The sequence below is a fragment of the Sutterella sp. AM11-39 genome (genome assembly GCF_003472385.1).
Classification (GTDB): Bacteria; Pseudomonadota; Gammaproteobacteria; order Burkholderiales; family Burkholderiaceae_F; genus Duodenibacillus; species Duodenibacillus intestinigallinarum.
Genome location: NZ_QRLV01000004.1, coordinates 83,190 through 104,471 on the forward strand (window position 1 = coordinate 83,190; position 21,282 = coordinate 104,471).

The 21,282-nt window shown below is 55.6% G+C and carries 17 protein-coding genes; 9 read left to right on the forward strand and 8 right to left on the reverse strand.

All coding sequences use genetic code 11. The features are described from left to right. Positions 1 to 83 precede the first annotated feature (83 nt). The 3 genes from DW133_RS04765 (at position 84) to DW133_RS10025 (ending at position 6,108) form a co-directional block, all read left to right on the forward strand. On the forward strand, positions 84 to 4,976 hold the full coding sequence (locus DW133_RS04765; RefSeq protein WP_118275501.1) for a RecQ family ATP-dependent DNA helicase: 4,893 nt from the start codon (positions 84 to 86) through the stop codon (positions 4,974 to 4,976). 184 nt (positions 4,977 to 5,160) lie between these two features. After that, entirely contained in the window at positions 5,161 to 5,652 is a 492-nt protein-coding gene (locus DW133_RS10100) for a hypothetical protein (RefSeq protein WP_199588798.1), read from the forward strand. Between the two features lie 39 nt (positions 5,653 to 5,691). Beyond that, positions 5,692 to 6,108, forward strand: a complete 417-nt coding sequence (locus tag DW133_RS10025) for a hypothetical protein (RefSeq protein WP_158571117.1) — start codon at positions 5,692 to 5,694, stop codon at positions 6,106 to 6,108. Positions 6,109 to 6,482: 374 nt separating this feature from the next. Here the strand turns inward: DW133_RS10025 and DW133_RS04775 are convergent, their stop codons facing one another. From DW133_RS04775 to DW133_RS09985, 3 genes are all read right to left on the reverse strand, one after another. Further along, entirely contained in the window at positions 6,483 to 8,081 is a 1,599-nt protein-coding gene (locus DW133_RS04775; protein WP_158571118.1) for a zinc ribbon domain-containing protein, read from the reverse strand. A gap of 45 nt (positions 8,082 to 8,126) precedes the next feature. Next, positions 8,127 to 8,690, reverse strand: a complete 564-nt coding sequence (locus tag DW133_RS04780) for an IS607 family transposase (RefSeq protein WP_118275503.1) — start codon at positions 8,688 to 8,690, stop codon at positions 8,127 to 8,129. A 424-nt stretch (positions 8,691 to 9,114) separates the two neighbouring features. Further along, on the reverse strand, positions 9,115 to 9,405 hold the full coding sequence (locus DW133_RS09985) for a hypothetical protein (RefSeq protein ID WP_147408875.1): 291 nt from the start codon (positions 9,403 to 9,405) through the stop codon (positions 9,115 to 9,117). Here DW133_RS09985 and DW133_RS04790 point away from each other — a divergent pair. Next, positions 9,404 to 10,750 carry an ATP-binding protein gene (locus DW133_RS04790; protein WP_118275505.1) on the forward strand — a complete coding sequence of 449 codons (1,347 nt, stop codon included), beginning with the start codon at positions 9,404 to 9,406 and terminating at the stop codon, positions 10,748 to 10,750. The genes DW133_RS09985 and DW133_RS04790 overlap by 2 nt on opposite strands. A 226-nt stretch (positions 10,751 to 10,976) precedes the next feature. On the opposite strand, the gene iadA is transcribed toward DW133_RS04790, so the two are convergent. After that, positions 10,977 to 12,122 (reverse strand): beta-aspartyl-peptidase, encoded by a 1,146-nt coding sequence (gene iadA, locus DW133_RS04795; RefSeq protein WP_118275506.1) that lies wholly within the window; start codon positions 12,120 to 12,122, stop codon positions 10,977 to 10,979. A 19-nt stretch (positions 12,123 to 12,141) separates the two neighbouring features. Further along, the gene (gene dcuC, locus DW133_RS04800) at positions 12,142 to 13,518 is read right to left on the reverse strand and encodes a C4-dicarboxylate transporter DcuC (protein ID WP_118275507.1); all 1,377 of its coding nucleotides are present in this window, start codon (positions 13,516 to 13,518) and stop codon (positions 12,142 to 12,144) included. 342 nt (positions 13,519 to 13,860) lie between these two features. Between dcuC and DW133_RS04805 the strand changes: the two genes are divergently transcribed. Beyond that, entirely contained in the window at positions 13,861 to 14,241 is a 381-nt protein-coding gene (locus DW133_RS04805; protein WP_118275508.1) for a hypothetical protein, read from the forward strand. Positions 14,242 to 14,435: 194 nt separating this feature from the next. Continuing rightward, complete coding sequence (locus tag DW133_RS04810; protein WP_118275509.1) at positions 14,436 to 15,083, forward strand: MarC family NAAT transporter; 648 nt, start codon at positions 14,436 to 14,438, stop codon at positions 15,081 to 15,083. Positions 15,084 to 15,223: 140 nt separating this feature from the next. On the opposite strand, the gene DW133_RS04815 is transcribed toward DW133_RS04810, so the two are convergent. After that, on the reverse strand, positions 15,224 to 16,258 hold the full coding sequence (locus DW133_RS04815; RefSeq protein ID WP_118275510.1) for a DUF362 domain-containing protein: 1,035 nt from the start codon (positions 16,256 to 16,258) through the stop codon (positions 15,224 to 15,226). Between the two features lie 283 nt (positions 16,259 to 16,541). On the opposite strand from DW133_RS04815, the gene DW133_RS04820 reads away from it, so the two are divergent. Further along, positions 16,542 to 17,318 carry a basic amino acid ABC transporter substrate-binding protein gene (locus DW133_RS04820; protein WP_158571119.1) on the forward strand — a complete coding sequence of 259 codons (777 nt, stop codon included), beginning with the start codon at positions 16,542 to 16,544 and terminating at the stop codon, positions 17,316 to 17,318. Positions 17,319 to 17,436: 118 nt separating this feature from the next. On the opposite strand, the gene DW133_RS04825 is transcribed toward DW133_RS04820, so the two are convergent. Next, the gene (locus DW133_RS04825) at positions 17,437 to 18,432 is read right to left on the reverse strand and encodes a LysR family transcriptional regulator (RefSeq protein WP_118275512.1); all 996 of its coding nucleotides are present in this window, start codon (positions 18,430 to 18,432) and stop codon (positions 17,437 to 17,439) included. A 115-nt stretch (positions 18,433 to 18,547) separates the two neighbouring features. Between DW133_RS04825 and DW133_RS10105 the strand changes: the two genes are divergently transcribed. After that, positions 18,548 to 18,715, forward strand: coding sequence for a hypothetical protein (locus DW133_RS10105; protein WP_199588800.1), 168 nt, complete (start codon positions 18,548 to 18,550; stop codon positions 18,713 to 18,715). A gap of 12 nt (positions 18,716 to 18,727) precedes the next feature. Beyond that, positions 18,728 to 20,296, forward strand: a complete 1,569-nt coding sequence (locus tag DW133_RS04830) for a disulfide bond formation protein B (RefSeq protein WP_118275513.1) — start codon at positions 18,728 to 18,730, stop codon at positions 20,294 to 20,296. A 118-nt stretch (positions 20,297 to 20,414) separates the two neighbouring features. On the opposite strand, the gene DW133_RS04835 is transcribed toward DW133_RS04830, so the two are convergent. Then, positions 20,415 to 21,278 (reverse strand): aldo/keto reductase, encoded by an 864-nt coding sequence (locus DW133_RS04835; RefSeq protein ID WP_118275514.1) that lies wholly within the window; start codon positions 21,276 to 21,278, stop codon positions 20,415 to 20,417. Positions 21,279 to 21,282: the final 4 nt, after the last annotated feature.

The following is a 21,282-nucleotide window of genomic DNA, read 5'->3' on the forward strand; positions in this document are numbered from 1 at the left end:
CGGGACAAAGCGCATTGCGCGCCTTAAAATCCAAGCGCGTGAGTAAACCCGCACTTTTTGAGTCAAACCTTGTTCGAAAATCAATGAGTAACCTACCCACTTTGGCCGCAGGTCCCGTGCAGCTGCCGGGCACCATCAATCGGGACACGATTGTCTTTATTGATGCCGAAGTGTCTCCCGAAACCGGGAAAATCGTTGATTTGGGAGCCTGCCGCCCCGACGGTCGCTTTTTTCACTCCAGCAACGTCGCGGCCTTCAAAGAATTCTGCAAGGGTGCCGAATATGTGTGCGGCCACAACATCGTGGCCTTCGACATGCAGTATCTGCGCCCCGTTTTGGGCGACGGACCGCAGCCTGTCGATACCCTGCCGCTTTCGGCGCTTCTTTTTCCGCGCAAGCGCTTTCACAAGCTTCTCAAGGACGAAAAGCTGCTCACCGACGAACTCAACAATCCCCTGTCGGACGCCCGCAAAGCGATGTCTCTTTTCGAAGAGGAAGTGGCGGCCTTCAATGAGTTGCCCGGCGTACTGCAGCGACTTTTCTGCGCGATGCTCAAAAACCGACCGGAGTTTGCGGGCTTTTTCCGATGCCTTAACGTTCAGACGCCAACCTTTGCCGATCCTGCGGGCGTGATCAAGCGCCTGATGGCCGACAGGTTGTGCATTCACGCCGATCTCGACGGTCTGGCCAAGCGCCGACCGGCTGAACTTGCCTACGCGCTTGCATTCATTCGCGCGGCAGAACCCGCCGATGTCATTCCGCCCTGGGTCAACACCAATTACCCGGCCACGCAGGCGGTGCTCGAGGCGCTGCGATTTACGCCCTGCAGCAAGGGCTGTCCGTATTGCAAGGAAAGGCTCGACGTCAAGACGGGGCTTTCTCGCTTTTTCGGCTTTGATTCATTCAGAACCTACAACGACGAACCCCTGCAGGAAATGGCCGCGCGTGCTGCGGTGGGCGGCGAGTCGTTGCTTGCGGTCTTTCCCACGGGCGGCGGCAAATCCATCACTTTTCAACTGCCCGCTTTGATGCAGGGCGAGCTCACCCGTGCGCTTACGGTTGTCATTTCGCCTCTGCAGTCTCTGATGAAGGATCAGGTAGAAAACCTCGTCTCCAAGGGTATCAGCCGCGCGGTCACGATTAACGGACTTTTGAGCCCGATCGAGCGCTCGCGCGCTCTTGAAGCCGTCATCAGCGGCGAAGCAACGCTTTTGTACATCGCCCCTGAGTCACTGCGTTCCCGCTCCATTCTTGCCGCACTGCAGCAACGCCGCGTGACACGCTTTGTAATCGATGAAGCGCACTGCTTCTCGGTCTGGGGGCACGATTTCCGCGTCGACTATCTTTTCATCGCGGACTTCATCAAAAAGCTGGAAGATTTTTACGGTGCAAACAGCAAAATTGCCGTTTCCTGCTTTACCGCCACGGCCAAACAGAAAGTTATTCAGGACATCTGCGACTACTTCAAGCAAAGACTCGGACTGGAATTGCGCATCCTTGCGACGTCTGCCGAACGCAAGAACTTGAGCTACCGCGTCATTCACGTTGAAAACGACGCGGATCGCTACGCGCGTCTGCGAGAACTCCTCGAGGCCGCCGAGGGTCCGGCTATTGTCTACGTTGCCACCGTGCGGGAAACCAAGGAACTTGCCGCGGCTCTCACCGCCGACGGTCTGGAAGCCGTCGCGTTTGCCGGACGCATGGATGCTGCCGAAAAAAGCGCCAATCAGGATGCGTTCATCGCGGGCCAGGTCAAGACGATCGTCGCCACTAACGCCTTCGGCATGGGCGTCGACAAAAAGGACGTGCGCCTGGTGGTGCACTACAACATATCCTCATCGCTTGAAAACTACGTTCAGGAATCGGGCCGCGCAGGTCGGGACGAGTCGCTGCAGGCTCAGTGCTGCATTCTCTTTAACGAGGAAGACCTCAACACGCACTTTGCGCTGCTGCGGCAGTCCAAGCTGACGCTTGCCGACATTCAGCTCATTTGGAACGCCATAAAGTCGGTAAAAAGCAGGCGCTTCTCGATTTCGCCGCTCGAACTCGCGCGTAAAGCCGGCCTCGAGTACGACGAACTGCAGCTTGACACCAAAGTTAAGAACGCGATCGCCGCCTTGGAAATCGCCGGTTACGTGCGCCGCTCCATGAACGCGCCGCGCGTCTACGCCACAAGCGTTGCCGTTAAAAGCACGATCGAGGCCCGAGAACGCATCGAGGCAAGTCCTCTCTTTGCAACCGAAGCCGAACGCAACGAAGCCGTGCGCATCGTCGCTTCGCTCATTTCTGCGCGCAGCGGCTATAAAACCAAGGGCGAACCGGCCGAGACACGCACCGATTGGCTGGCCGACCGTCTGGGCATCGCCCTGCCTCAAGTCGTCGCCGTCATCGGGAAACTGCGGCAAGCGGGCGTTCTGCACGACGACAACGATATGTCGGCCACGGTGAGCCGACGCCAGCTCAAATCGGCCTCCGCTGTCTTAGGAACCTATCAGAATCTCGAATCGCTGCTCATCCGGCGGCTCTCCGACGGCGGCCGCGCCGACTTCAATCTCAAGGAACTCAATAACGAAGCCTTGGCAGGCGGCTCGGCAAGCGATGTCAAGAAGATCACGACCCTTTTGATGTACCTGAAAGCGGCTGGGTTGCTTGATGAAATGCGCCGCACGCGAGGCTCTCAGAATGTATCGCTCGTGACCAAACGTTCGACGCAGGAACTTGAAGCCGCCGCGCAGATGCGGGCCGACTTGTGCGCCTTTATCGTGGAGTCGCTCAAAGCGATGGCCCAAAACGGCGCACGTGCCGGGTCTTCCGACTACGTTGCGCTCTCCTTTTCGGCCGTGCAACTGCTGCGAGACTACCGACAGCAGAGCTGGCTCACCGAGACGCCTGTCACGCTGCGCGACGTCGAAAACGCGCTTTTGTTCCTGCACCGCACCGGTGTCCTCTCGCTTGAAGGCGGCTTCATGGTTTCGTATCAGGGCATGACGCTTGAACGCGTCGAGCTCGACAACAAGCGCCGCTACCGAAAGCAGGACTACGCGCAGTTTTCGGAACACTACCGCCAGAAAGTTCAGCAGGTACACATCGTCGGTCGCTACGCCAACCTGATGCTTGCCGACTACGAAGCGGCTCTGCAATACGTGCGCGACTACTTCGAACTCGACTATCAGGAATTCCTGAGCAAGTATTTTGCAGGAACCGCCGCCGATGAACTCAATTTGGGCCTGACTCCGGCTCTGCGCAACCGCATCTTCGGCCAGCTCTCCGAAAAGCAGCGCGCGATCATCGATGAGCAAGCTCAGTTCGTGGTGGTGGCCGCAGGTCCCGGCAGCGGTAAGACGCGCGTCCTCGTGCATAAGCTCGCGAGCCTTCTCGTGCGCGAAGACGTTCGCAGCGAACAGCTCCTGATGCTCACCTTCTCGCGGGCGGCCGCCACGGAATTTAAGCGCCGCCTGATTGAGCTCGTAGGCAAAGCGGCCTACTTCGTCGACATCAAGACCTTCCACTCCTATGCTTTTGACGTGCTCGGGCGTTACGGTTCGCTGCAGGAAGCCGACGGCATTGTCCGCAAAGCGGCCAAAGAGATCGCCTCGGGCAACGCCGAGCCCTCGCGCATTGGCAAGACGGTGCTTGTAATCGACGAAGCGCAGGATATGGACGCCTCCGAAGCCGAATTGGTCGAGGCGCTCATTGAACACAACGAAACCCTGCGCGTGATCGCCGTGGGCGACGACGACCAAAACATCTACGCCTTCCGCGGCGCCGACGGACGTTTTATGCAGGATCTGCTTGCCAAACGCGACGCCGTGCGCCACGAAATGACGGAAAACTACCGCAGCACGCCCGCTGTGGTCGACTTCAGCAACGCGTTCGTGAGCAAAATCAAGGCGCGTTTAAAGACACACGCTCTGACGGCGGTACGAAACGACACGGGATCGGTGCGTCTCGTGAGTCACACGTTCGAACACTTCGAAGAAGCACTCGTCAAGGGCATCATTGCGGATCTTTCCTGCGGCAAACTTTCGGGCAGCTGCGCGGTACTCACCAACACCAACGAAGAGGCCTTCACGCTGTGCGCCATGCTGAAGAAAACGGGAGTTGCCGTTTCGCTCATCCAGTCGCAAAAGAGCGTGAGCCTTGCCAATCTTGCCGAAGTGCGTGCGCTGCTCAAATACATGACGGCGCAGATGCACGGCCAAAAGCGCGCCTCCGTGCGTCTTTTTGCCGACGCCGCGCAGTGGCTCAGAGCCAATTACGGCGCAAGCATCTGGATCGACAACGTCCTGCGCCTCATCGAGTCCTTCACAGCCATCTTGCCCGCCGAAGGTTTTTTCTACCTTGCCGACTTTGAGGAATTCCTGCGCGAATCGGTACTTGAGGACACGTTCGAGCGCACGGCTTCGAGCATCGTTGTTTCCACCATACACAAAGCCAAGGGGCGCGAGTTCGATCACGTCTACATTCTCTACGCTTCGCGCTCCTTTGAAGACGACGACGCCCGGCGCAAGCTCTATGTGGGCATGACCCGCGCGCGCTTTGACCTTACCATTCACTACCGCGGAGCGCTCCTCAATCAGACGCTTCCCGATGCCGTTCATCCGTCGATTGACAAAACCGCATACAACGCGCCCGACGAACTCACGCTTACGCTTACTCACGAAGACGTGTGGCTCGACTACTTCGAAGACAAGAAGCGATTGATTCTGTCGATGCGCTCGGGTTTTCCTCTCACCCCCATCGAAGAGGGCCTCACGATCCGCACATCGACCGACGTCGTGCGCCTTGTCGTTTACTCCCGCGCTTTCCAAGCTCGCCTAGCGCAGCTCAAAAAGAGCGGCTTTACGGTGCAGTCCGCCGAAATCGGCTTTATCGTCGCCTGGCGCAAAACCCCGGAAGATCCGGAACTTGCCGTTGTCCTGCCGACCCTACACCTCAAACGCGGCAACAGTGCCCAATCTGAATTGATTTTTTGACTTCCCCGGCTCAAGTTGCTCGTCTGCGGCTGTAAACTGAATCTCGGTTCGTACTGATTTCGCTCACAATTTCGCACTTTGAGAGTAAATCTTTACGCTGACTTACTTTTTCGCGGAATAAGATAATTGCCAGGAACAAAAGTCTTTTTCAGCGATCTTTTCCAAGTCTTCCCAGGAGACGAACATGACAAACACCACTCTTTCCCGTCGCCGTCTCGTTCAGGGCGCTGCTGCGGCTCTCGCACTCGGTGCCGTTCCGGGCATTGCGCTTGCCAATGCCGACAGTCTCCTCGCCGACATTCTGATCGGTGTGGGCGACGCCATGAAGCGTGACTACATCCGTGAGCACTACGGTCAAGGTCGTTGGGACGGCCGATACTGGCACTATGAAGGCCGCCGTTACACGCCGACCCAATATCGAGATTTCTGGCTGTCTCGCTATGAGCCGCCCGCTCCGCGCCCGCAACCTCGTCCGGCACCGGGCCCAAACCGTAATCCCCCGCCCTGCGGCAACAGTCCCTGCGGCCCCGGCAATCCTCCCGGCCGCGGTCCCGGTGGTCCGGGCAACGGCGGAAGAGGCCCCGGCAACCAGGGTCGAGGCCCGGGTCCCGGCGGTAACGGCCCCAGCAGAGGTCCGGGTAATGATCGCGGCCCCGGTGGCCCCGGACCTCGTTAAACCGCCAATTTGATTGAACCGTTTGAGAGAACCGAAAAAATGACCACACTGACTCGACGCCACATACTGCAGACATCCGTTGCCGCTTTGGCGCTTACGAGTGTACCGTGTCTTGCATTTGCCCACTCGCATTCCGATCAACTGCTTGCCGATATCCTGATCGGCGTCGGAGACGCCCTGCAGCGAGAGTGGATTCGAGACAATTACGGTCACGGCCACTGGGACGGTCACTACTGGAATTACGGAGGACACCGGTACACGCCGTTGGAATACCGCGACTATTGGCTGTCGCGCTACCAACCGCCGGCTCCGCCGCCTCGTCCGGCCGCTCCTCCGCCTCCTCCGCCACGCCGGCCCGCACCGCCGCCGCATCATCCGGGACCCGGACCGCACCACGGCGGACGTCCCGGCGGTTGGGGATCGGGAGGCCCCGGTCCGGGCCCGGGTCCTAGATAAACGGCGTTTCGCAGGTTCCTATGAGCATGGTTGAGATAGATGCCGTTTATCAAAAAGCGCCAAATCTACCGCACACGCTTTTTGACATTTGTTCGCTCTGAGCACCCACAGATTTCTCCGTGAGGTCAGTCAGGCGCCCAACGGTTCTCTCGATTCCAACGGCGCCTTTTTCTTTTCAGCACTCCACTTTCGTCCTCGGTGAGGTCTGTCGACTCGACCCTTCGGGCTTTTCGCGACTAGACCGTCTCCGGCTTCGCCGCCCCTGTCTTCTTCCTCTTCTCCGGGCTCCCTGTGGGCGCCTCAGCGGTTTTTAAATTTCTCTTCGCTCTCCTTTGGTTAAGCTTGTTGTTCGTTCTCTGTCGGTTTCTTTGGTTTTACGCCGCTTTCTTGAGCCTCTTTTTGTTCGAGGCTTCCTTGATCGGCTCTTCCTGCCTTGATTTGCACCACGCTTCGTATCGGCCCCGTTCCAATTTCCTGACCGCTTCCTTACTCATGTAGCGCCTGTACTCCGGATCGTTGACCCTGAGAAGCAGATTCAGCGCTCCGTTTTGATCGGCCTGCGCCTTATGGCCGCAGTGCTTGCACTCAAACCGATCACCCTGTCGATTTTCTCCGGCTGTGTAGCCGCACTCCGGGCAATGCTGTGACGAATAGGCCGCCGGCACAAACACCACCTGTACGCCCGCCTTGGCCGACTTAAAGAGAAACCGATCTCTGATCGTGCCTCTGACCCATTTGCTCAACAGGTTGCGCACCTCTCGGCTGTATTTGCCCTCAAACGTAAAGCGATGCGACAGATCTTCCAAGGCATAGACCTGCGCCGGGCTTTGCCTGAGGATGTCGTTTAGCGCCTTGTTGACGGTGTTTTGGATTTCCGTACGGATGCGCTGCAATTCCTTTGTGAATTTCTTTGAACCCAAATTACAGCGCAGCATACGGCGTCGCTTGGCCTTACCCGTTTTCTGTGTCCGAGCCATAAGCTTATTTCTCTCCTTGAGCTTGGCATCGAGATATCGGGCATAGCCCGTGAGCTTTTCACCCAAACATGTACCGAAACGATTTCCCGCATCGTCCGTTGCCACTTCCGTAAAACCAAGATCAAGCGCACGGCAATAAAGCTTTCCACGGGAAGCTTTCGGTGAATCAATCGGACGGATATCCGATTTGCTCATGGATTTCTGAACGTGCAACGCCATGGTCCCGTCCGGGTGCTTGACGAGCTTGAGCGTGCTCGAGACCGGTATGCTTCCTTTGACGTAGAGCGTCAAGCGCACCCCGGGCGTAAGCGACATCAAATCCAGTCGTACCTGCTCTCCGACAACGACAGCTTTGTAGCACGAGCAGTCAAACCAAACGCTCGCGTCCCTGCCGTGTTTCGGTCTTTTGCCTTGCTCGTCGTGAATCGTGCGCACCATCGCTTTGCACAATCCCTTGCGGCTGGCGACGGACTCCTTCTCAGTGTCCGTCACGACTGAGGGACATTTGCCGTCAAGCATTGTGAAGAAGTCTTCGGAAAGAGAGCCGAGAAGAAAATGCACGTAGCGCTGCTCGAGCTTATTGAGACGGGCAAACCAAGCCTTTCTCCGAATTCGGCTCAAAGCGTTGGCTTGCACAAGACGCCAGTAGTTGGAAACGGTGGCCGCTGCAGTTTGAAGCGCCATCTTCCAATGACGCGCTTGCAGACCGTAGGAAGAACGGTACTTCTCCATCACCAAGGCGTCTCTGAGCTTGCGCCAGCGGTTGCCGATGCAAAAGGCTCGGTGATCGCGTGTGAAAAGAAGATCAATGAAGTGCTGGCGTTCTTTGCCGAAGGCTCTCAGAAGCGCTTCGAGCTGCTCCCGGTTCTTTTCGACCGAGATTTCGTCCAAACAACGGACCATGGTGCGGTAAGCGGGAAGCTCGGCGGCGTTGCCAAGCTCCTTGATTCGCTTTGCGTCGACAAAATGTGGATCGGCCAGTTCGGTCTGCTGCATGGTCGGCTTCTTCCGGTACTGCTGAGAAGGAACGCCGATCATAGCTCAAAGACTTTGTGTTTTGTTCTTGTGACTGCGTTTTACGTATAGACGGGCACAGAAAACAGTCAACAGCGTCACGATATCCTTGGCCAATTCTTCCTCGAAGGTTTTGGGAGATGCTTCCTCCAAAACTCGCATATCCGTCCCGGTTTTGCGGCACATCAATCGAATCAGGGCGGTTCCGAAACGCAGCTGCCGATCTTCGTATACAACAGAAAGAGTGTGAACGTGACCTTTCAGGATGCGGTTGAGAAGTGCCCTGAGACCGGGCTTGTTGCAGTTAAGACCGGATCCGATGTCGGTGATGACTTCCGAGCAACCGGCCTGCTTGAGTCGTTCTGCCTGCCGAATCAGGTCTTCTTTTTGATCGTGGGAAGAGACGCGGGCATAACCAAGATGCTTGTGTTCGACACCGCTTGCCACCGGATTCAATTGCAGATCGAATCGACGGTGACCGCCAAACGTGCGGCAGGCTACGGCAAGAAGGCTTTTCTCAGCCCAACGGCGAATAGTGCTGTGCGACACACCGTAATGTTTGGCAACGATCCCGATGGAGTACAGCGTCATGATGGCCTTCGCTGTCTTTGAGCGAGCTCGTCTCTTCTTTTTCCAAGTTTAACGTTGCTATGGAACCCGTTATGGGAGATTGGGTAGATTTTTCGTTAACTAGCCAAACCCTCTTGTCTCCTCCGAACGCTTTGCATCCGACCGTTTCGAGTCGGATGCTCGGCGTGCGTTCCTGTGTTTTCCCTACGGCAGCTTTTCGATTGAACCGACGGCTACTCCACAAACTTGGACATATGCAAGAAACTCGGCCTCAAAAGATCCGTTTGATTGCGGTCTCATTTTTGATTGCGGTCGAACTCGCCTCTGCCTGGATCCTTTCTGGGGTACCTATTGCGACAAGGAAATCAAGGTGGACGACACAGCCCAACGCATTGACTTCGCGTTGCCGCCCGAGGCTTCACTTCGCAAAATAAGCGGAGAAATGCTAAATCAGCCCGGATTTGCCAATTTCCTCTTCGATTTGGGAAGCTGTTTCCTCAACTGCAATGATCTGACCAAAACAATCAGCATCAGGGCCTCCGCCGAAAGCAAAAAAGGGCAGAACGCTCAAGAACTTTTGGCAAGTTCGTGCTACTGCGACTGACCAAACAGCTTCACAAGCAAACGCACCAAATAGCGTAGCGTTTCCGGACATGACCGTGGTCAAATATAAAAAACTTCCGTTATAATAACCATAGTTATCATAATAGTGGTTATTAGATATTAGGAAACCCATGCATTTCATCGGTAGAAAACAAGAACTCGAAGCATTGGAGACTGCTTTTAGAGGAGCGGCTCATGGTCCATCTCGAATGACCGTTGTAACCGGCAGAAGACGTGTCGGGAAGACAACGCTGATACGCGAGAGCCTCAAGAACAAACCATCGGTGACGTGGTTCATGACTGCCGCTACGGAGAAGGATTTGGTTGCCAGACTGACACAGGCAACCGTTGCGGCGCTGGGCCCGATCGTCCCTGAAGGTTTGACCTCGTTTGCAGGACTTTTTGAGGTTCTGATGCTTCATGCTCGACATCACCATTTTTCGCTGGTGATGGACGAGTTTCAGAATCTCGCCAAGGTTAACGCCGGTTTGTTTGCTCGCATTCAAGACATCTGGGACAGCAATAAGGATCAGACACACATGCACCTGATCCTGAGCGGCTCGTCATATTCCATGATGAAGAAAATCTTTGAAGACGATCGAGAGCCTCTTTTCGGGCGTGCAACGACAAAGATTCATCTGCGACCTTTTGCTGCCGATGAGCTGATCTCTCTTGTTGAACAAGCACCGGTCAGGGTTACCAACGATGACTTGCTGGCGCTCTACTGCATTACCGGCGGCGTTGCCTTATATGTGGCGGATTTTGTCGACAACGGCATTTATCATAAGGAACAAATGTTCGAATGGACGGTGCGTCCGGGATCGTTGTTTTTATCCGAAGGCTACGACCTTTTGCGTTTGGAAGTGGGCGCAGGTCAATCGACGTATATTTCCATACTTCGAGCTCTGGCTCACGGGCAGACTCAAGCGCCTCGGATTGCAGATCTCATCGGCGTAGGGCCTCTGAATTCTTACCTAGAACGACTTGAACTGTACGGGTTCATTGAAAAAATGAGGCCCATCTTGGCCAAGCCCAACACTCGTTCAGTTCGATGGCAAATTTGCGACCCGTTTCTTCGGTTTTGGTTCCGATACATTGAAGGCAACCAAGGCTTGATCGATAACGGCATGTCTTCGGTTTTGGAACACGACATCGCAGAATCCTACGAAACGTTCAGCGGGCCGATGCTTGAACAGTTTTTCCGTCAAAAATTGATGCGCACCAGAAAGTACACGGCTGTCGGTTCCTGGTGGAAACAGGAAAGAGGCGCGCAAGGAAATCAGAACGCAGTCGACATCATTGCGGTTGGGCGCGACAGAAAATCAGCCTTTGTTGCCGAAGTGAAACGTCAAAAGAAATCCTTCCGAGAAGGTGTCTTTTTGGACAAAGTCGAAAATCTGAAAAAGAGCGTGCTTGCCGGCTACAAAATTCAGACTGCTTGCCTGACGTTGGATGACCTTCGAAGTCCCATCCCGTAGGTTGCGCAAAACCGATGCACCCCGCGGCCACACATGTCAAAGCCAGCCGACCGAACGAACCAATATCGTCGGTCTTGCGCTTGCTGGCGGCATTTGTGCGGTGAAACAGCGGCACGACTTTTTCCTTGCTGGTTTGCGGTGCGTAAATGTGATTGAGGAATTCTTGCAAAAAATCCGTGCCGGGTGGTGAACCGCAGCACGGATCTTCCTATCGCTTAAAGAGCAATTACTCTTCGAATGTGCCCTTCACGATGATTTCACCGTCCTTCATCATCTGGCGGCCCTTGGCAAAGACATGAACCAGATTCATGTTTTCGTCAAAGAGGTTAAGGTCAGCGCAGTTGCCGGCCTTCACCACGCCCTTGCCGGGCAGCTGCAGAGCCTTGGCGACGTTGCTCGTGATCACGGAAAGAGCCGTGGTCATCGGCACACCAAGTTCACCGATCAGGCGCTTGACTTCCTTGAGGTTGCAGGCAACGCCGCCCACTCCCAAGCCGATCATTTCGCCCTTATCGTTGAAGCGCGGCACGGAACCGTGTCCGTCGGAACTCATCGTGATGTGGTCGGCTGCCACTCCGGCTTCCAGTACAGACTTCACGCCGTGAGCAGGCGTGCCGACCGCGCAGGAGCCGCCCGTGGTGATGTCGACGTAGCCGCCGGCAAGACCGAATTCGATGGCGCCCTTGAAGACATCGGGGTGACGCGCGCAGTGCGTCGGACGGATGTGCTGAATCGGCATGCCGCGCTTGACGCACTCAAGCAACATATCGAAGGGACCGACGATGTTGCCGAGATGGATGTGCAGCACACCGAGCTTGCCCGCCACCATAGCGCCCACGCGGATCTGCGTGAGAAGACGCATCACTTCTTCCTGCGTGGGGAAGCTCGAGCGATGGTCGCCCATGGCGATCTTGACGCCCAACACTTCCGGAACGAAATACAGGTCGTCACGCACGCAGCTCGTGAGCGTCGTCGGAGGATAAGCATAGTTGCTTGTGTACATCCAGGCCGAAACGCCTTCGGCCTGAAGGGCTCGAACCTTGCCGAGCAGATTGGGCATGGAGCGGCTCGAACCGTCGGTACCCGACACGCCCACCACGCTGGTGGTGCCGCAGGCGATCAGCTCGGACAAAACCAATTCCGGCGTACGCGTCTTGGGGCCGCCTTCACCGCCGCCGCCCGTCACGTGGATGTGCTGATCGATAAAGCCCGGCGTAAGAATCAAACCCTTGGCGTCGATCGTTTCGAGTTCGGGCAGTGTTGCCGTCAGGTCCTTGCCGACGGCAACAACCTGTTTGCCGACGGTCAGAACGTCGCAAATGCCGAGGTCTTCAGGCGCATAAACGTGCGCACCTTTGATAAGCAATGCCATTTGTTTCTCTCCTAGCGTATTAGAGGAAGATTTGAGCAGCGATGACGTTGACGATCATACCCAGGACCATCACAGGAATCGTGCGACGGATGAGTTCAATGGGCGTCAAGCCTGCAATACCGGACACAGCGATGATGACGCCGGAAATCGGGCTCATCGGACGAGCCAGACTGGCGGCAAGCTGCACGGGCACAACCAGAGCCATCGTGTTGTAGCCGACGCTTGCAGCGGCTTCGGGAAGCAGCGGCGAGAAGGCAAAGAAGGCGGAGTTGCCCGAGCCCGTCACGATCGTGGCGATGGCCATGATGCCCATCATCACGAAGAGCATGAGGTACAGACCGACGTCCTGCTGGGCGGCAGCCATCTGAATCATCGTGGAGATGCCGCCGATCTTGGTGAGACCGAAAGCGAAAAGTTCAGCACAGATGATGAGCGAAACGGTCGAAGTAAAGACCTTGCCCATGCCTTCAAAGAAGGCCTGGAAGCTCTTGCAAACGTCCTTGAAGGCACGGCGAGTGACGAGATCGACCAGGAAGGCGATCAGAATCGAAACCACAATGGCTGTCACCAGACCGAGTTTGATGCCGTTGTAGACCATCGGCGAGAAGATGATCAGCAGGAACAAGGGCAGAATCGGCAGAATGGCGTAGTGAGCGGGACCGGCGTCGGCAAAGGCATCCTTGGTTTCGCCGGCAACGGTGCTCGTGTCATCCTTGATGCCCTTGGCAGCCTCACGGCGGTCAAACCAACGTTGCACCAAAGCGTGCCCCACCGCCACAGCAATAATGATGCAGATGGCAACCGGGATCTGGCCGGTCACAAAGTACGTCACAACGTCGGTATTGACAAGGTCGGCAGCGCGCATGGCGTTGGACGAACTCGGGCCCAAGTCCAAGCAGCAGGTCGAACCGATCACGGCGGCGGCAGCGGCGCGGCGAACACCCAACTGAACGAGCAGCGGATAGACCGAAGCCATCAGCAACAGACCGAGACCGACGGCGGAATTAATGAAAAGCGCCATGCACTGGCCCACAACATAGGTCAGACCAAGCAGCACGTACGGCGAATGAATGGCCGAAAGCGGACGCACGCAAAGCTTCACGAGAGCCGTAGAGGCGCCGATCTTGTTCATGTAGAACGAGAACCCGCCGATGGCCATGATGTTGAGGCCCAAACCGCCGATGCGGCTCTTGGTGAGATCGGTGAAGGCCTGAGCAAGGTCAAAGCCGAGGAAGTTGGTGGCGGTCTTGGCAGAAACCGGCGGGTTGCCCATGAAGGCACCGATCAACAGCAAGACGAGAGCCAACACCAAAAGAATGACAGGCGGATAGTAGTTTTTGATAACGAAGTACGCGAGCAGTACGACTGCCAGCAGCGTAACGACGACGCCAAACATAGCACTTCTCCTTTTTGTGGTTAGATGTTGCGTTTGACTCCTGGGGCAACGGTCTGTGCCGTCTTCACGAAAGTCAGTCTAAGAATTTTAGTAGTGCCTTGCCTGCTTTAGCAGGGGCGAAATTCGCCACCCCACCCCGTCAGCGGGCTTTTCCCTGTAAAGACGGCATCAATTTTTGACGTAACCCAAGGCAGCGCAATTTTCGTTTTGTAGCCCTGTCGGCGCAAGCAGCAAGCAAGCGGTGCCGCAATATTTGTGTGTTTTCTTTTCCTGCGGGCTCGCAACGTGTCGGCCGCCTCTAAAATGCGTGGGACTTATCCTCTTTAATCCGAAGGAAACCGCATGTCTTCTGCGCTTGCTTACCCCCTGCGTCTGCCCGGCTGGAAACTGGCCGTACACCTCGGCCTGTCGATCAAAACCGAAGTATTGGTGGCGTTTGACAAAGATGCGCAGAAGTTTGCGGCCCGCTGCTACGACTTCGATCGGAAAAAACCGATTTGTGCCGAGGGACCGGACGTGCCATCCCTACAAACCGCACTGGATGAACAATTTCATGCTGCGCTCAAAAAAGCGTTTCCCAAGGAGCCCCTGATGCAGCCGCACTTGCTGGTGACGCTCTCTCTCATGCCGAAGTTGCCCGATGCGACGGCTTCGCGCACAGAAGAAGTTCCGATGTTACCGCGCTGCTGCTCGGCCCGAGCTGTTATGAGAAACGAAGACTGACCGGCGCTTCAACCGAGACGGAGTTCTTTCTCTGCCCAAACGCGTTAGCAGTTTTGCCGCAATGTTGTACATGAATTTTCGTGCCGCTTAGCAATTTTCACCGGCATTGGTATGATGCGCCAAATTACAACATCCGCTGTCACTAAAAGGCGGCTCATTCATTTCGGTTCTGTTTCCCGAAATCGGTGCTTATCATGCTGGACTCCGTCAGCTTCAAGTATTTTCTCGGCGCACTTATTTCGCTGGTCGTCATCACCAATCCGCTTTCCAAAATTCCGCTCTTTATGAGTCTTGCGGCGGGCATGACGCATGAACAACGCAAGCAACAGGCCAATCTTGCCGCTATCTACTCGTTCGCGGTGATGTTCGTGAGCCTCATCGGCGGCAATCTGATCCTTTCCTTTTTCGGCATCAGTTTCGGCGCCATGCGCGTTGCGGGCGGCTTTGTGATCGCAATCATCGGCACACAAATGCTGTTCGGAGGCCAAGGTCCGAACAATGCCCCGGCGGTTCAGCGCGGTAAGGAGGACTATTCATTCTTCCCGCTGGCAATGCCCGGCATCGCCGGACCGGGCACCATCGCCGTCGTCATCGGCTACTCCACAAAAATTGCGGAAGCTCCCGAATTTGCCTCCATGGCAGAAACTTTCCTGCTCACCACGTTGGCCATTCTGGTCACGAGCATCATCGCCTGGGTCACGCTGCGCTCAAGCGAATTCTGTGCAACCCGTATGGGTCCCTCGGGCATGGCTGTCTTTAGCAAACTCATCGGCTTTTTCTTGATCTGCATCGGCGTACAGTTCATGGGGTCCGGCGCCAGAGCGTTCATTGCCGGCGGCTAGTAAGCTTCCTTCTTTCGGTGCTCAAGAAAAACATTGCATCGTCTGGCAGAAAGTTCTGCCCAGCCGGAAAAAACTCCGAGCCGCCTTGATCGGTACTGATCGTGCGACTCGGAGTCCAAAATCAGAGGTTCTAACGCGGTTTAGGCCTTGTCCAGATCCACGATCTCGTAGTTTTCGCTTCCCAGCCCGATTTCACGCATGGCCGAGAGCTGGCGCAAACCATGACGCGTTTCGATGCGTTCACGCAGCGGCGCGCTCGCCTCTCCCAGATCGTAGACGGCATCCACGGAGGCCTGTTCCACCGCGAGCAGATCCAGCGAAGCAAATATCCCAATGTCAGGCACTCGAGGCGGTTCGGCTGACGTTCCTGCGCAGTCACAATCCACGCTCATGCGGCGCAGAACATTGACGTAACAGACGTGTCCCTTGAAGTGGTCGGTGATGCCTTTGGTGGCATCAACCATGTTTTCCATGAATTCACGGCCGGTAATGCCCCACTGCTGACCGGTAGCTCCGGCGTGCAACTGTTTCTTACCGGTGTGTGCATCGGCGCAACCGATGGAAATGTTCTTGTTCGAGCCACCGAAGCCACCCATCGTGTGTCCCTTGAAGTGCGTAAGCGTCAGGAGACTGTCATACTTCAGCAAACCCTTGCCCACACTGATTTCCTTGATGTGCTTGGCGCCTTTGACCGGAATCATCGCGGTGCCGTCGGCATCCATGATGTCCACGGGCGCAAACGTCCAGCCGTTGACCTTGAGCGTGTCAAGGTGCTTGGCCGTCGTATCGCGATCCCCCGGATAATAAGTGTTGGTCTCGACGATCGTGGCGTTCTTGATTTCGTTTGCAAGAAGCTCTTTAACCCACTCGCGCGGCAGAATGTTGGGGCCTCCCTTTTCGCCTGTGTGCAGCTTCACAGCCACCTTGCCGGTGAGAACGGTAGAAACCTTGGCAACGATCTTGCGCAAGCCGTCAGCTGACAAATCACGAGTGAAATAGACCACCGACTTCGGCCCCGTGCGCTTGGCAAGCGGAACGTTCACAACGCTGCCATCGTCAACCTTGGCAACCGCACGTACCGCCTTGCCGGTCTTTTCCGGTGCGGCCGAAGCAATCGGCAATCCGGCTGCGACTCCTGCGGCCATCGCGCCGCCGATCAATACTCTGCGCTTCATTTTTTTCCTCCAGTCGACAAAATGCCGCTGAAGTTATTTTCGGCTGTTTCGCATCAATCGGAATGCAGAAAAATCTCAATAGCTTGCGCATTTAGATCAAGCATCAATGCAAGGTTTGCAAAGCCAATCGCAAGCTTGCCGACATTAATTGCCCGATCAATTTCAACTTTTTTGACTTCGATCGGATACGGTAACGAAAAAGTCGTAGTCCGATACCCGGTGTTTGTTGTTAGTCTTTGCGCGCTTGTTGTGAATGCAAAAAAACACAAGGGAGTCACGACACATGAAAAAGACCATCGCGGCCGTTGTCTGCGCCGCTGCCGCCGCCCTCTCGGTTCAGGCTCACGCCGAAGATGCCAAGGTGCTTCGCATGGCCTGCGAGAGCACTTACGCGCCGTTTGTCTTCTTTGACAGCGAAACGGGCAAACTCAAAGGCTTTGAAATCGACCTGCTCGAGTACGTGGCAAAAGAAATGGGCCGCAAGCTTGAAGTGACCAACATGGGCTTTGACGCCATCATTCCGTCGATGCTCACGGGCATCACCGATGTCGGCGCCTCTGCTTTCACGATCACTCCGGAACGGGCCAAGCGCGTTTTGTTCTCCAAGCCCTACTACATCTCCGGCCTGTCGATTCTCGTGCGCGCCGAAGACAAGGATAAGATCAAGAGCGTCAAGGACATTGAAAACTGCACGATCTGTGCTCAGATCGGCACGTCGGGGTCCATGCGAGCCGCCAAAGTCCCGGGCGCGAAGGTTCGCAACTTCAACACGATCAACGACGCTTATCTCGAGCTCGGCAACAAGGGCTGCAAAGCCGTTATCACCGATCGCCCCGTGACGGCTTACTTCCTTGCCGCTCGCCCTGAGACCGCCAAGACTTACTATCACCTGCCGACGGTTCTCAACAGCGAATCCTTCGGTTTCCCCGTGAGCAAGAATAAGCCTGAGTTGATGAAGGCCATTGACGCGGCCATCGACAAGGCGCGTACCAGCGGCGAATTCACCAAGATGTACGTAAAGTGGTTCGGCGAAGAACCGCCCAAGGAACTGCTGAAATAAATCGGTAACAATCTTCAGACTGTCGAATTTCCGTTCCCGCGGCCGACACCGACCCGTTCGAACAAAAGCCGGCATTCCGCTCGGACTGCCGGCATTTTGATATGTGGAATCCGTTTGATCACTCCACAGCGCTGCGCACACCCGCGCGAGCGCAGTACGGTGCGTCCTCGCCTCTCGCAGGTTCCGTCATGAACTGCGTGTTCCATGCTCGGAAGTGCTCGCAGAGCATGTCAATGAAGGTTTGCGCGGCTCGGCTCAGATAACGATCCTTCATCCAGGCAACGACGACACGGTTCATCGGCATCACGTGCTGAATCGACAGAAACTGAACGGTCGTCTCCGGCATACGACGCGCGATCACATCGGGCACGACACCGAAACCGAGTCCCTGCCGTACAAGTTCCATCACGGTAGTGATCGATTCGGTCTCAAGCAGAATGTCCGGTTCAAGCCCGTGTTTGTGACAGACGTCCAGAAAAAGGTCGTGAAACTTGATGCCGCGATCAAGCAAAATGAAACGCTCGTCAGCTGCAGCTTCAAAATCAAAGACCGGGCGATCGCAAAAGGTGTGACCTGTCGAAAGCCGGCTGGCGTCGACCTGCGGCGGCACGGCAACGACGACCTGTTCATCAGCAACGGTGCGGTAGAGCATTTTCTCGGAAAGACATGACTCAAGCGTCACCGAAAAGTCAAAGTCTCCGCGCTCGAGCCGATCCGAACAGGCACCCGGAGGCACCTCGCACAGATGTACGCGAACGGCGGGATACCGAGACACAAACTCTCTGAGCGTTTCGGGCAGCATTGTCACCGATCGACAGGCATTTGCACCGATCGTAATGCTACCGCCCTCAAGACGATTCAAATCCTCAAAATAACGCCTTCTGTTTTCCCGCAGGGCCTCGATTTGAGCTTCAACTTCAATCCACTTGACGCCTTCTGACGTGAGTTTCAATGGTTTTGCAGCCCGATCAACCAGTTTGACTCCGCACTGTTTTTCCAATCGAGCGATCAAAATCGAAAGTCCCGGCTGCGTCATGCCCAGTCGCTGAGCCGCTGCCGAAAACGCTCCCTCCTCGCTTAAGACCCGCACGCATTCATAATCAGACAATCTCATAAAAAATCATTATGGAAAATAAATAATTCTTATTTGCTAATTATATATAACCTCTGTACCATCCGCCGCCAGAAAATTAAAAAAACTTTTCAATCAACGAGATCGGAGTGTTCTTATGGAATTTTTGATGTTGACAGCCCTGTCGGCCTGTGTCGGCTTGGCCTGGCTTAAACCCGAGAAAGAAAACCTGGCTTTTTCCTGTTTTCTTCTCGGCCTTGGCATTTGCGTCGTGATGTTTCTCATTGCCTCTACGGGCTTTTTTGTGCCTCAGGGTGCGATCTAAGGAGAGAGTGCGATGCTGAAGAAATTTTTCGAAAGCGAAAAGAACTTCAATCTGCTCATTGCCACTGAAGTTCTGCTGATTCTGGCCATTCCCGTGGGCATCGCCAACGTGGTGCTCGGCTATATCATCGGCGAAAGTCCCTGCACCCTGTGCTGGTTTGAACGTACCGGCATGATTCTGATCGGCGTACTCGGCGTCATGGTCCTTCGCTACGGCCTGAGAATGCGTTATCTCGCCGCCATGGCCTTTAGTTCGTTCTTCGGGCTTTACATGACCCTGCGCCACACAAGCATGCTGCTGCATCAGGATCAAGGACAGGGCTTCGGCGACGCCATGTTCGGTGCCCACACATACTCCTGGGGCGTCTTTGTGTATTGGGTGTCCGTGCTCGCGCTTGTCGTCATCCTGTTGTTCGTTCGTCCGAACAATCCCGTGAGTCAGGATCTCGCGGGCACCCGCAAGGTGATCAAGCCACTTTCCAAGTACTCGAAGTTTGTAGTAGTCATGAGCTTTGCCGTGTGCTGCTCGAACGCCTTCCAGGCCTTCCTTGAAAACGGCGTTCCTCCGTTTGCCGGCAAAGGCAGCCCGATTCGCTTTACGCTCGACATCACCAAGGCAAGCGAAGACTGGACGATGAGCTTGTGGAAACGTGCAGTTTCCTCGTGGTCTCTTCGCGGTCCGCGTGACATTGATACGCCCTACGTTGTCGGCGTCAATGAAAAGCGCACGTTCAACACGGATCCAAAAGCGGCTCCCCTGCCCACTTCCGGCAATCTGAAGCTGATCGGCAAGACGGAACTGCCGTTTGCTCCCGAAGGTGTCTTCGGTCTAGGTACCGTCACGGGTGTGAGCTTCAACGAAAAACTCAATAAGTTTGCCTTCGTGACGAACAATGCCGGCATCTACTACACCGACAGCGCCATCAAGAACGTAACTGATCACGCCATTCTCGATCGACCTAACGGCAACGACATCCGCGTGACGGTCGACGCCGACTTCTGGGGTAACAATCTCGTGGCCATGGCGCAGAACAAGACGTTATGGGGGACAAAGCTCGTTGACCCCGAAAAGGTTGATCCCTGGTGGCAGTGGCGCGTTTTCCGCGAAGCATCTCCGGCTTTTGCCGACGTCTGGAAGACGGCGCGTCCACGCTTTAATACCTCGCGCGCCCGTCTGAGCTACACCACCAACGTCACATTCGACGCACTCAATCAGGCTCACATCCTGACCGTACCGGACAACAAGCAGAAGCACTCGATTCTGGCGACGTTTGACATGAGCGACCGCAAGGTTCTGTCCGAGCGCAACCTTAAGGCGCACGCATCGTTCGGCAAGATCGGCAAGCCGCTCGACTACTACGCCGTGGGTCTTGAAGCCGTGGGTAACAAGCTTCTGGCTGTCTCCGCGCAGTACAACACGTTGCTGGTGATTGATCCCGAGCGCGCCGTGATTGAAAAGACGTTCGCTCTGCCCGAAATGGTCAAGCCGCACTCGCTTACCGTCGCCAACGGTGAACTCTTCATCCTCGGCCTTGAAGGCAACAAGAACGTGATCTACCGCGTCGAAATGCCGTCTCTCTAAGACCAAAGCAAACCAACCGCAAACCGGCACCGTCGATTTGCGTGACTGCAGCCTTCCTCGAAAAACCCGATTCAGGGTGCATCGGGGAAGGCTTTATTCGTTAGTCTGTTTGTGTTTTCTACTGACGCTCCGGGTTGAACTTTGCGTCGTACTCCAACAGGAACTTCGCCAGCGCTGGATCGTTGAAATCGGCAAACATGGGCTTTCCTCCGTCAAGCGCCCGAATGGCGTCAAGATCTTCGGCGGAAAGTTCAAAGTCATCAATCGAGAAGTTCTCTACGAGACGTTCGCGGTGCACCGACTTCGGAATCGCGATGACGTCCTCGGCCATCAAAAAGCGCAGTGCCGTCTGAGCTGCCGTCTTGCCGTACCTTGCACCGATTGCCGTTAACGTAGGATGCGTAAAGATGCCGTTTCTGCCTTCGGCAAGCGGCGCCCAGGCCATCAGACGCGTGCCGTAAGGAGCCATCAGCTCGCGCATGCGCTTTTGCTGAGAAAACACGTGGGTTTCGAGCTGCAAAACGGCGGGTTTGACTTCCATATTTTCGACGAGGTCCACAAAGCGTGCGTCGACAAAATTGCTCAGTCCGATCGCCCTGACTTTGCCAGCCTCCAACGCTTTTTGCATCGCCCGATATGTACCGTAGTAGTCGCCGAAAGCCTGGTGGATCAGCAAAAGATCGATGTACTCGGTCTCAAGCTTTCTGAGCGACTCGTCGATGCTTTTTGCCGCACGCTCGTCGCCGGCGTTGGAAATCCACACTTTCGTGACAAGAAACAGATCTTCGCGCGCAATGCCGCTCGTGCGCCAGGCGCGACCGACGGCAGCTTCGTTGTAGTAAGCCTGCGCTGTATCAATCATGCGGTAGCCGACATCAAGCGCGCTTCGAACGGCCGCCTCACAATCCTGCGGAGCAATCTGAAAAACCCCGAAACCTTGCAGCGGCATTTCAACGCCGTTATTGAGCGTAATCGTTTTCATGTTG

What these genes read in the sequence shown, in the direction of transcription:
- DW133_RS04810 (WP_118275509.1), top strand. Translation starts at nt 14,436, where the DNA reads ATGCTGGACTCCGTCAGCTTCAAGTATTTTCTCGGCGCACTTATTTCG.
- iadA (WP_118275506.1), bottom strand. Translation starts at nt 12,122, where the DNA reads ATGGCATTGCTTATCAAAGGTGCGCACGTTTATGCGCCTGAAGACCTC.
- DW133_RS09985 (WP_147408875.1), bottom strand. Translation starts at nt 9,405, where the DNA reads ATGGGTTTCCTAATATCTAATAACCACTATTATGATAACTATGGTTAT.
- DW133_RS10105 (WP_199588800.1), top strand. Translation starts at nt 18,548, where the DNA reads ATGGAATTTTTGATGTTGACAGCCCTGTCGGCCTGTGTCGGCTTGGCC.
- DW133_RS04830 (WP_118275513.1), top strand. Translation starts at nt 18,728, where the DNA reads ATGCTGAAGAAATTTTTCGAAAGCGAAAAGAACTTCAATCTGCTCATT.
- DW133_RS10100 (WP_199588798.1), top strand. Translation starts at nt 5,161, where the DNA reads ATGACAAACACCACTCTTTCCCGTCGCCGTCTCGTTCAGGGCGCTGCT.
- DW133_RS04790 (WP_118275505.1), top strand. Translation starts at nt 9,404, where the DNA reads ATGCATTTCATCGGTAGAAAACAAGAACTCGAAGCATTGGAGACTGCT.
- DW133_RS04835 (WP_118275514.1), bottom strand. Translation starts at nt 21,278, where the DNA reads ATGAAAACGATTACGCTCAATAACGGCGTTGAAATGCCGCTGCAAGGT.
- DW133_RS04815 (WP_118275510.1), bottom strand. Translation starts at nt 16,258, where the DNA reads ATGAAGCGCAGAGTATTGATCGGCGGCGCGATGGCCGCAGGAGTCGCA.
- DW133_RS04805 (WP_118275508.1), top strand. Translation starts at nt 13,861, where the DNA reads ATGTCTTCTGCGCTTGCTTACCCCCTGCGTCTGCCCGGCTGGAAACTG.
- DW133_RS04820 (WP_158571119.1), top strand. Translation starts at nt 16,542, where the DNA reads ATGAAAAAGACCATCGCGGCCGTTGTCTGCGCCGCTGCCGCCGCCCTC.
- DW133_RS04765 (WP_118275501.1), top strand. Translation starts at nt 84, where the DNA reads ATGAGTAACCTACCCACTTTGGCCGCAGGTCCCGTGCAGCTGCCGGGC.
- DW133_RS04825 (WP_118275512.1), bottom strand. Translation starts at nt 18,432, where the DNA reads ATGAGATTGTCTGATTATGAATGCGTGCGGGTCTTAAGCGAGGAGGGA.
- DW133_RS04780 (WP_118275503.1), bottom strand. Translation starts at nt 8,690, where the DNA reads ATGACGCTGTACTCCATCGGGATCGTTGCCAAACATTACGGTGTGTCG.
- DW133_RS04775 (WP_158571118.1), bottom strand. Translation starts at nt 8,081, where the DNA reads ATGCAGCAGACCGAACTGGCCGATCCACATTTTGTCGACGCAAAGCGA.
- dcuC (WP_118275507.1), bottom strand. Translation starts at nt 13,518, where the DNA reads ATGTTTGGCGTCGTCGTTACGCTGCTGGCAGTCGTACTGCTCGCGTAC.
- DW133_RS10025 (WP_158571117.1), top strand. Translation starts at nt 5,692, where the DNA reads ATGACCACACTGACTCGACGCCACATACTGCAGACATCCGTTGCCGCT.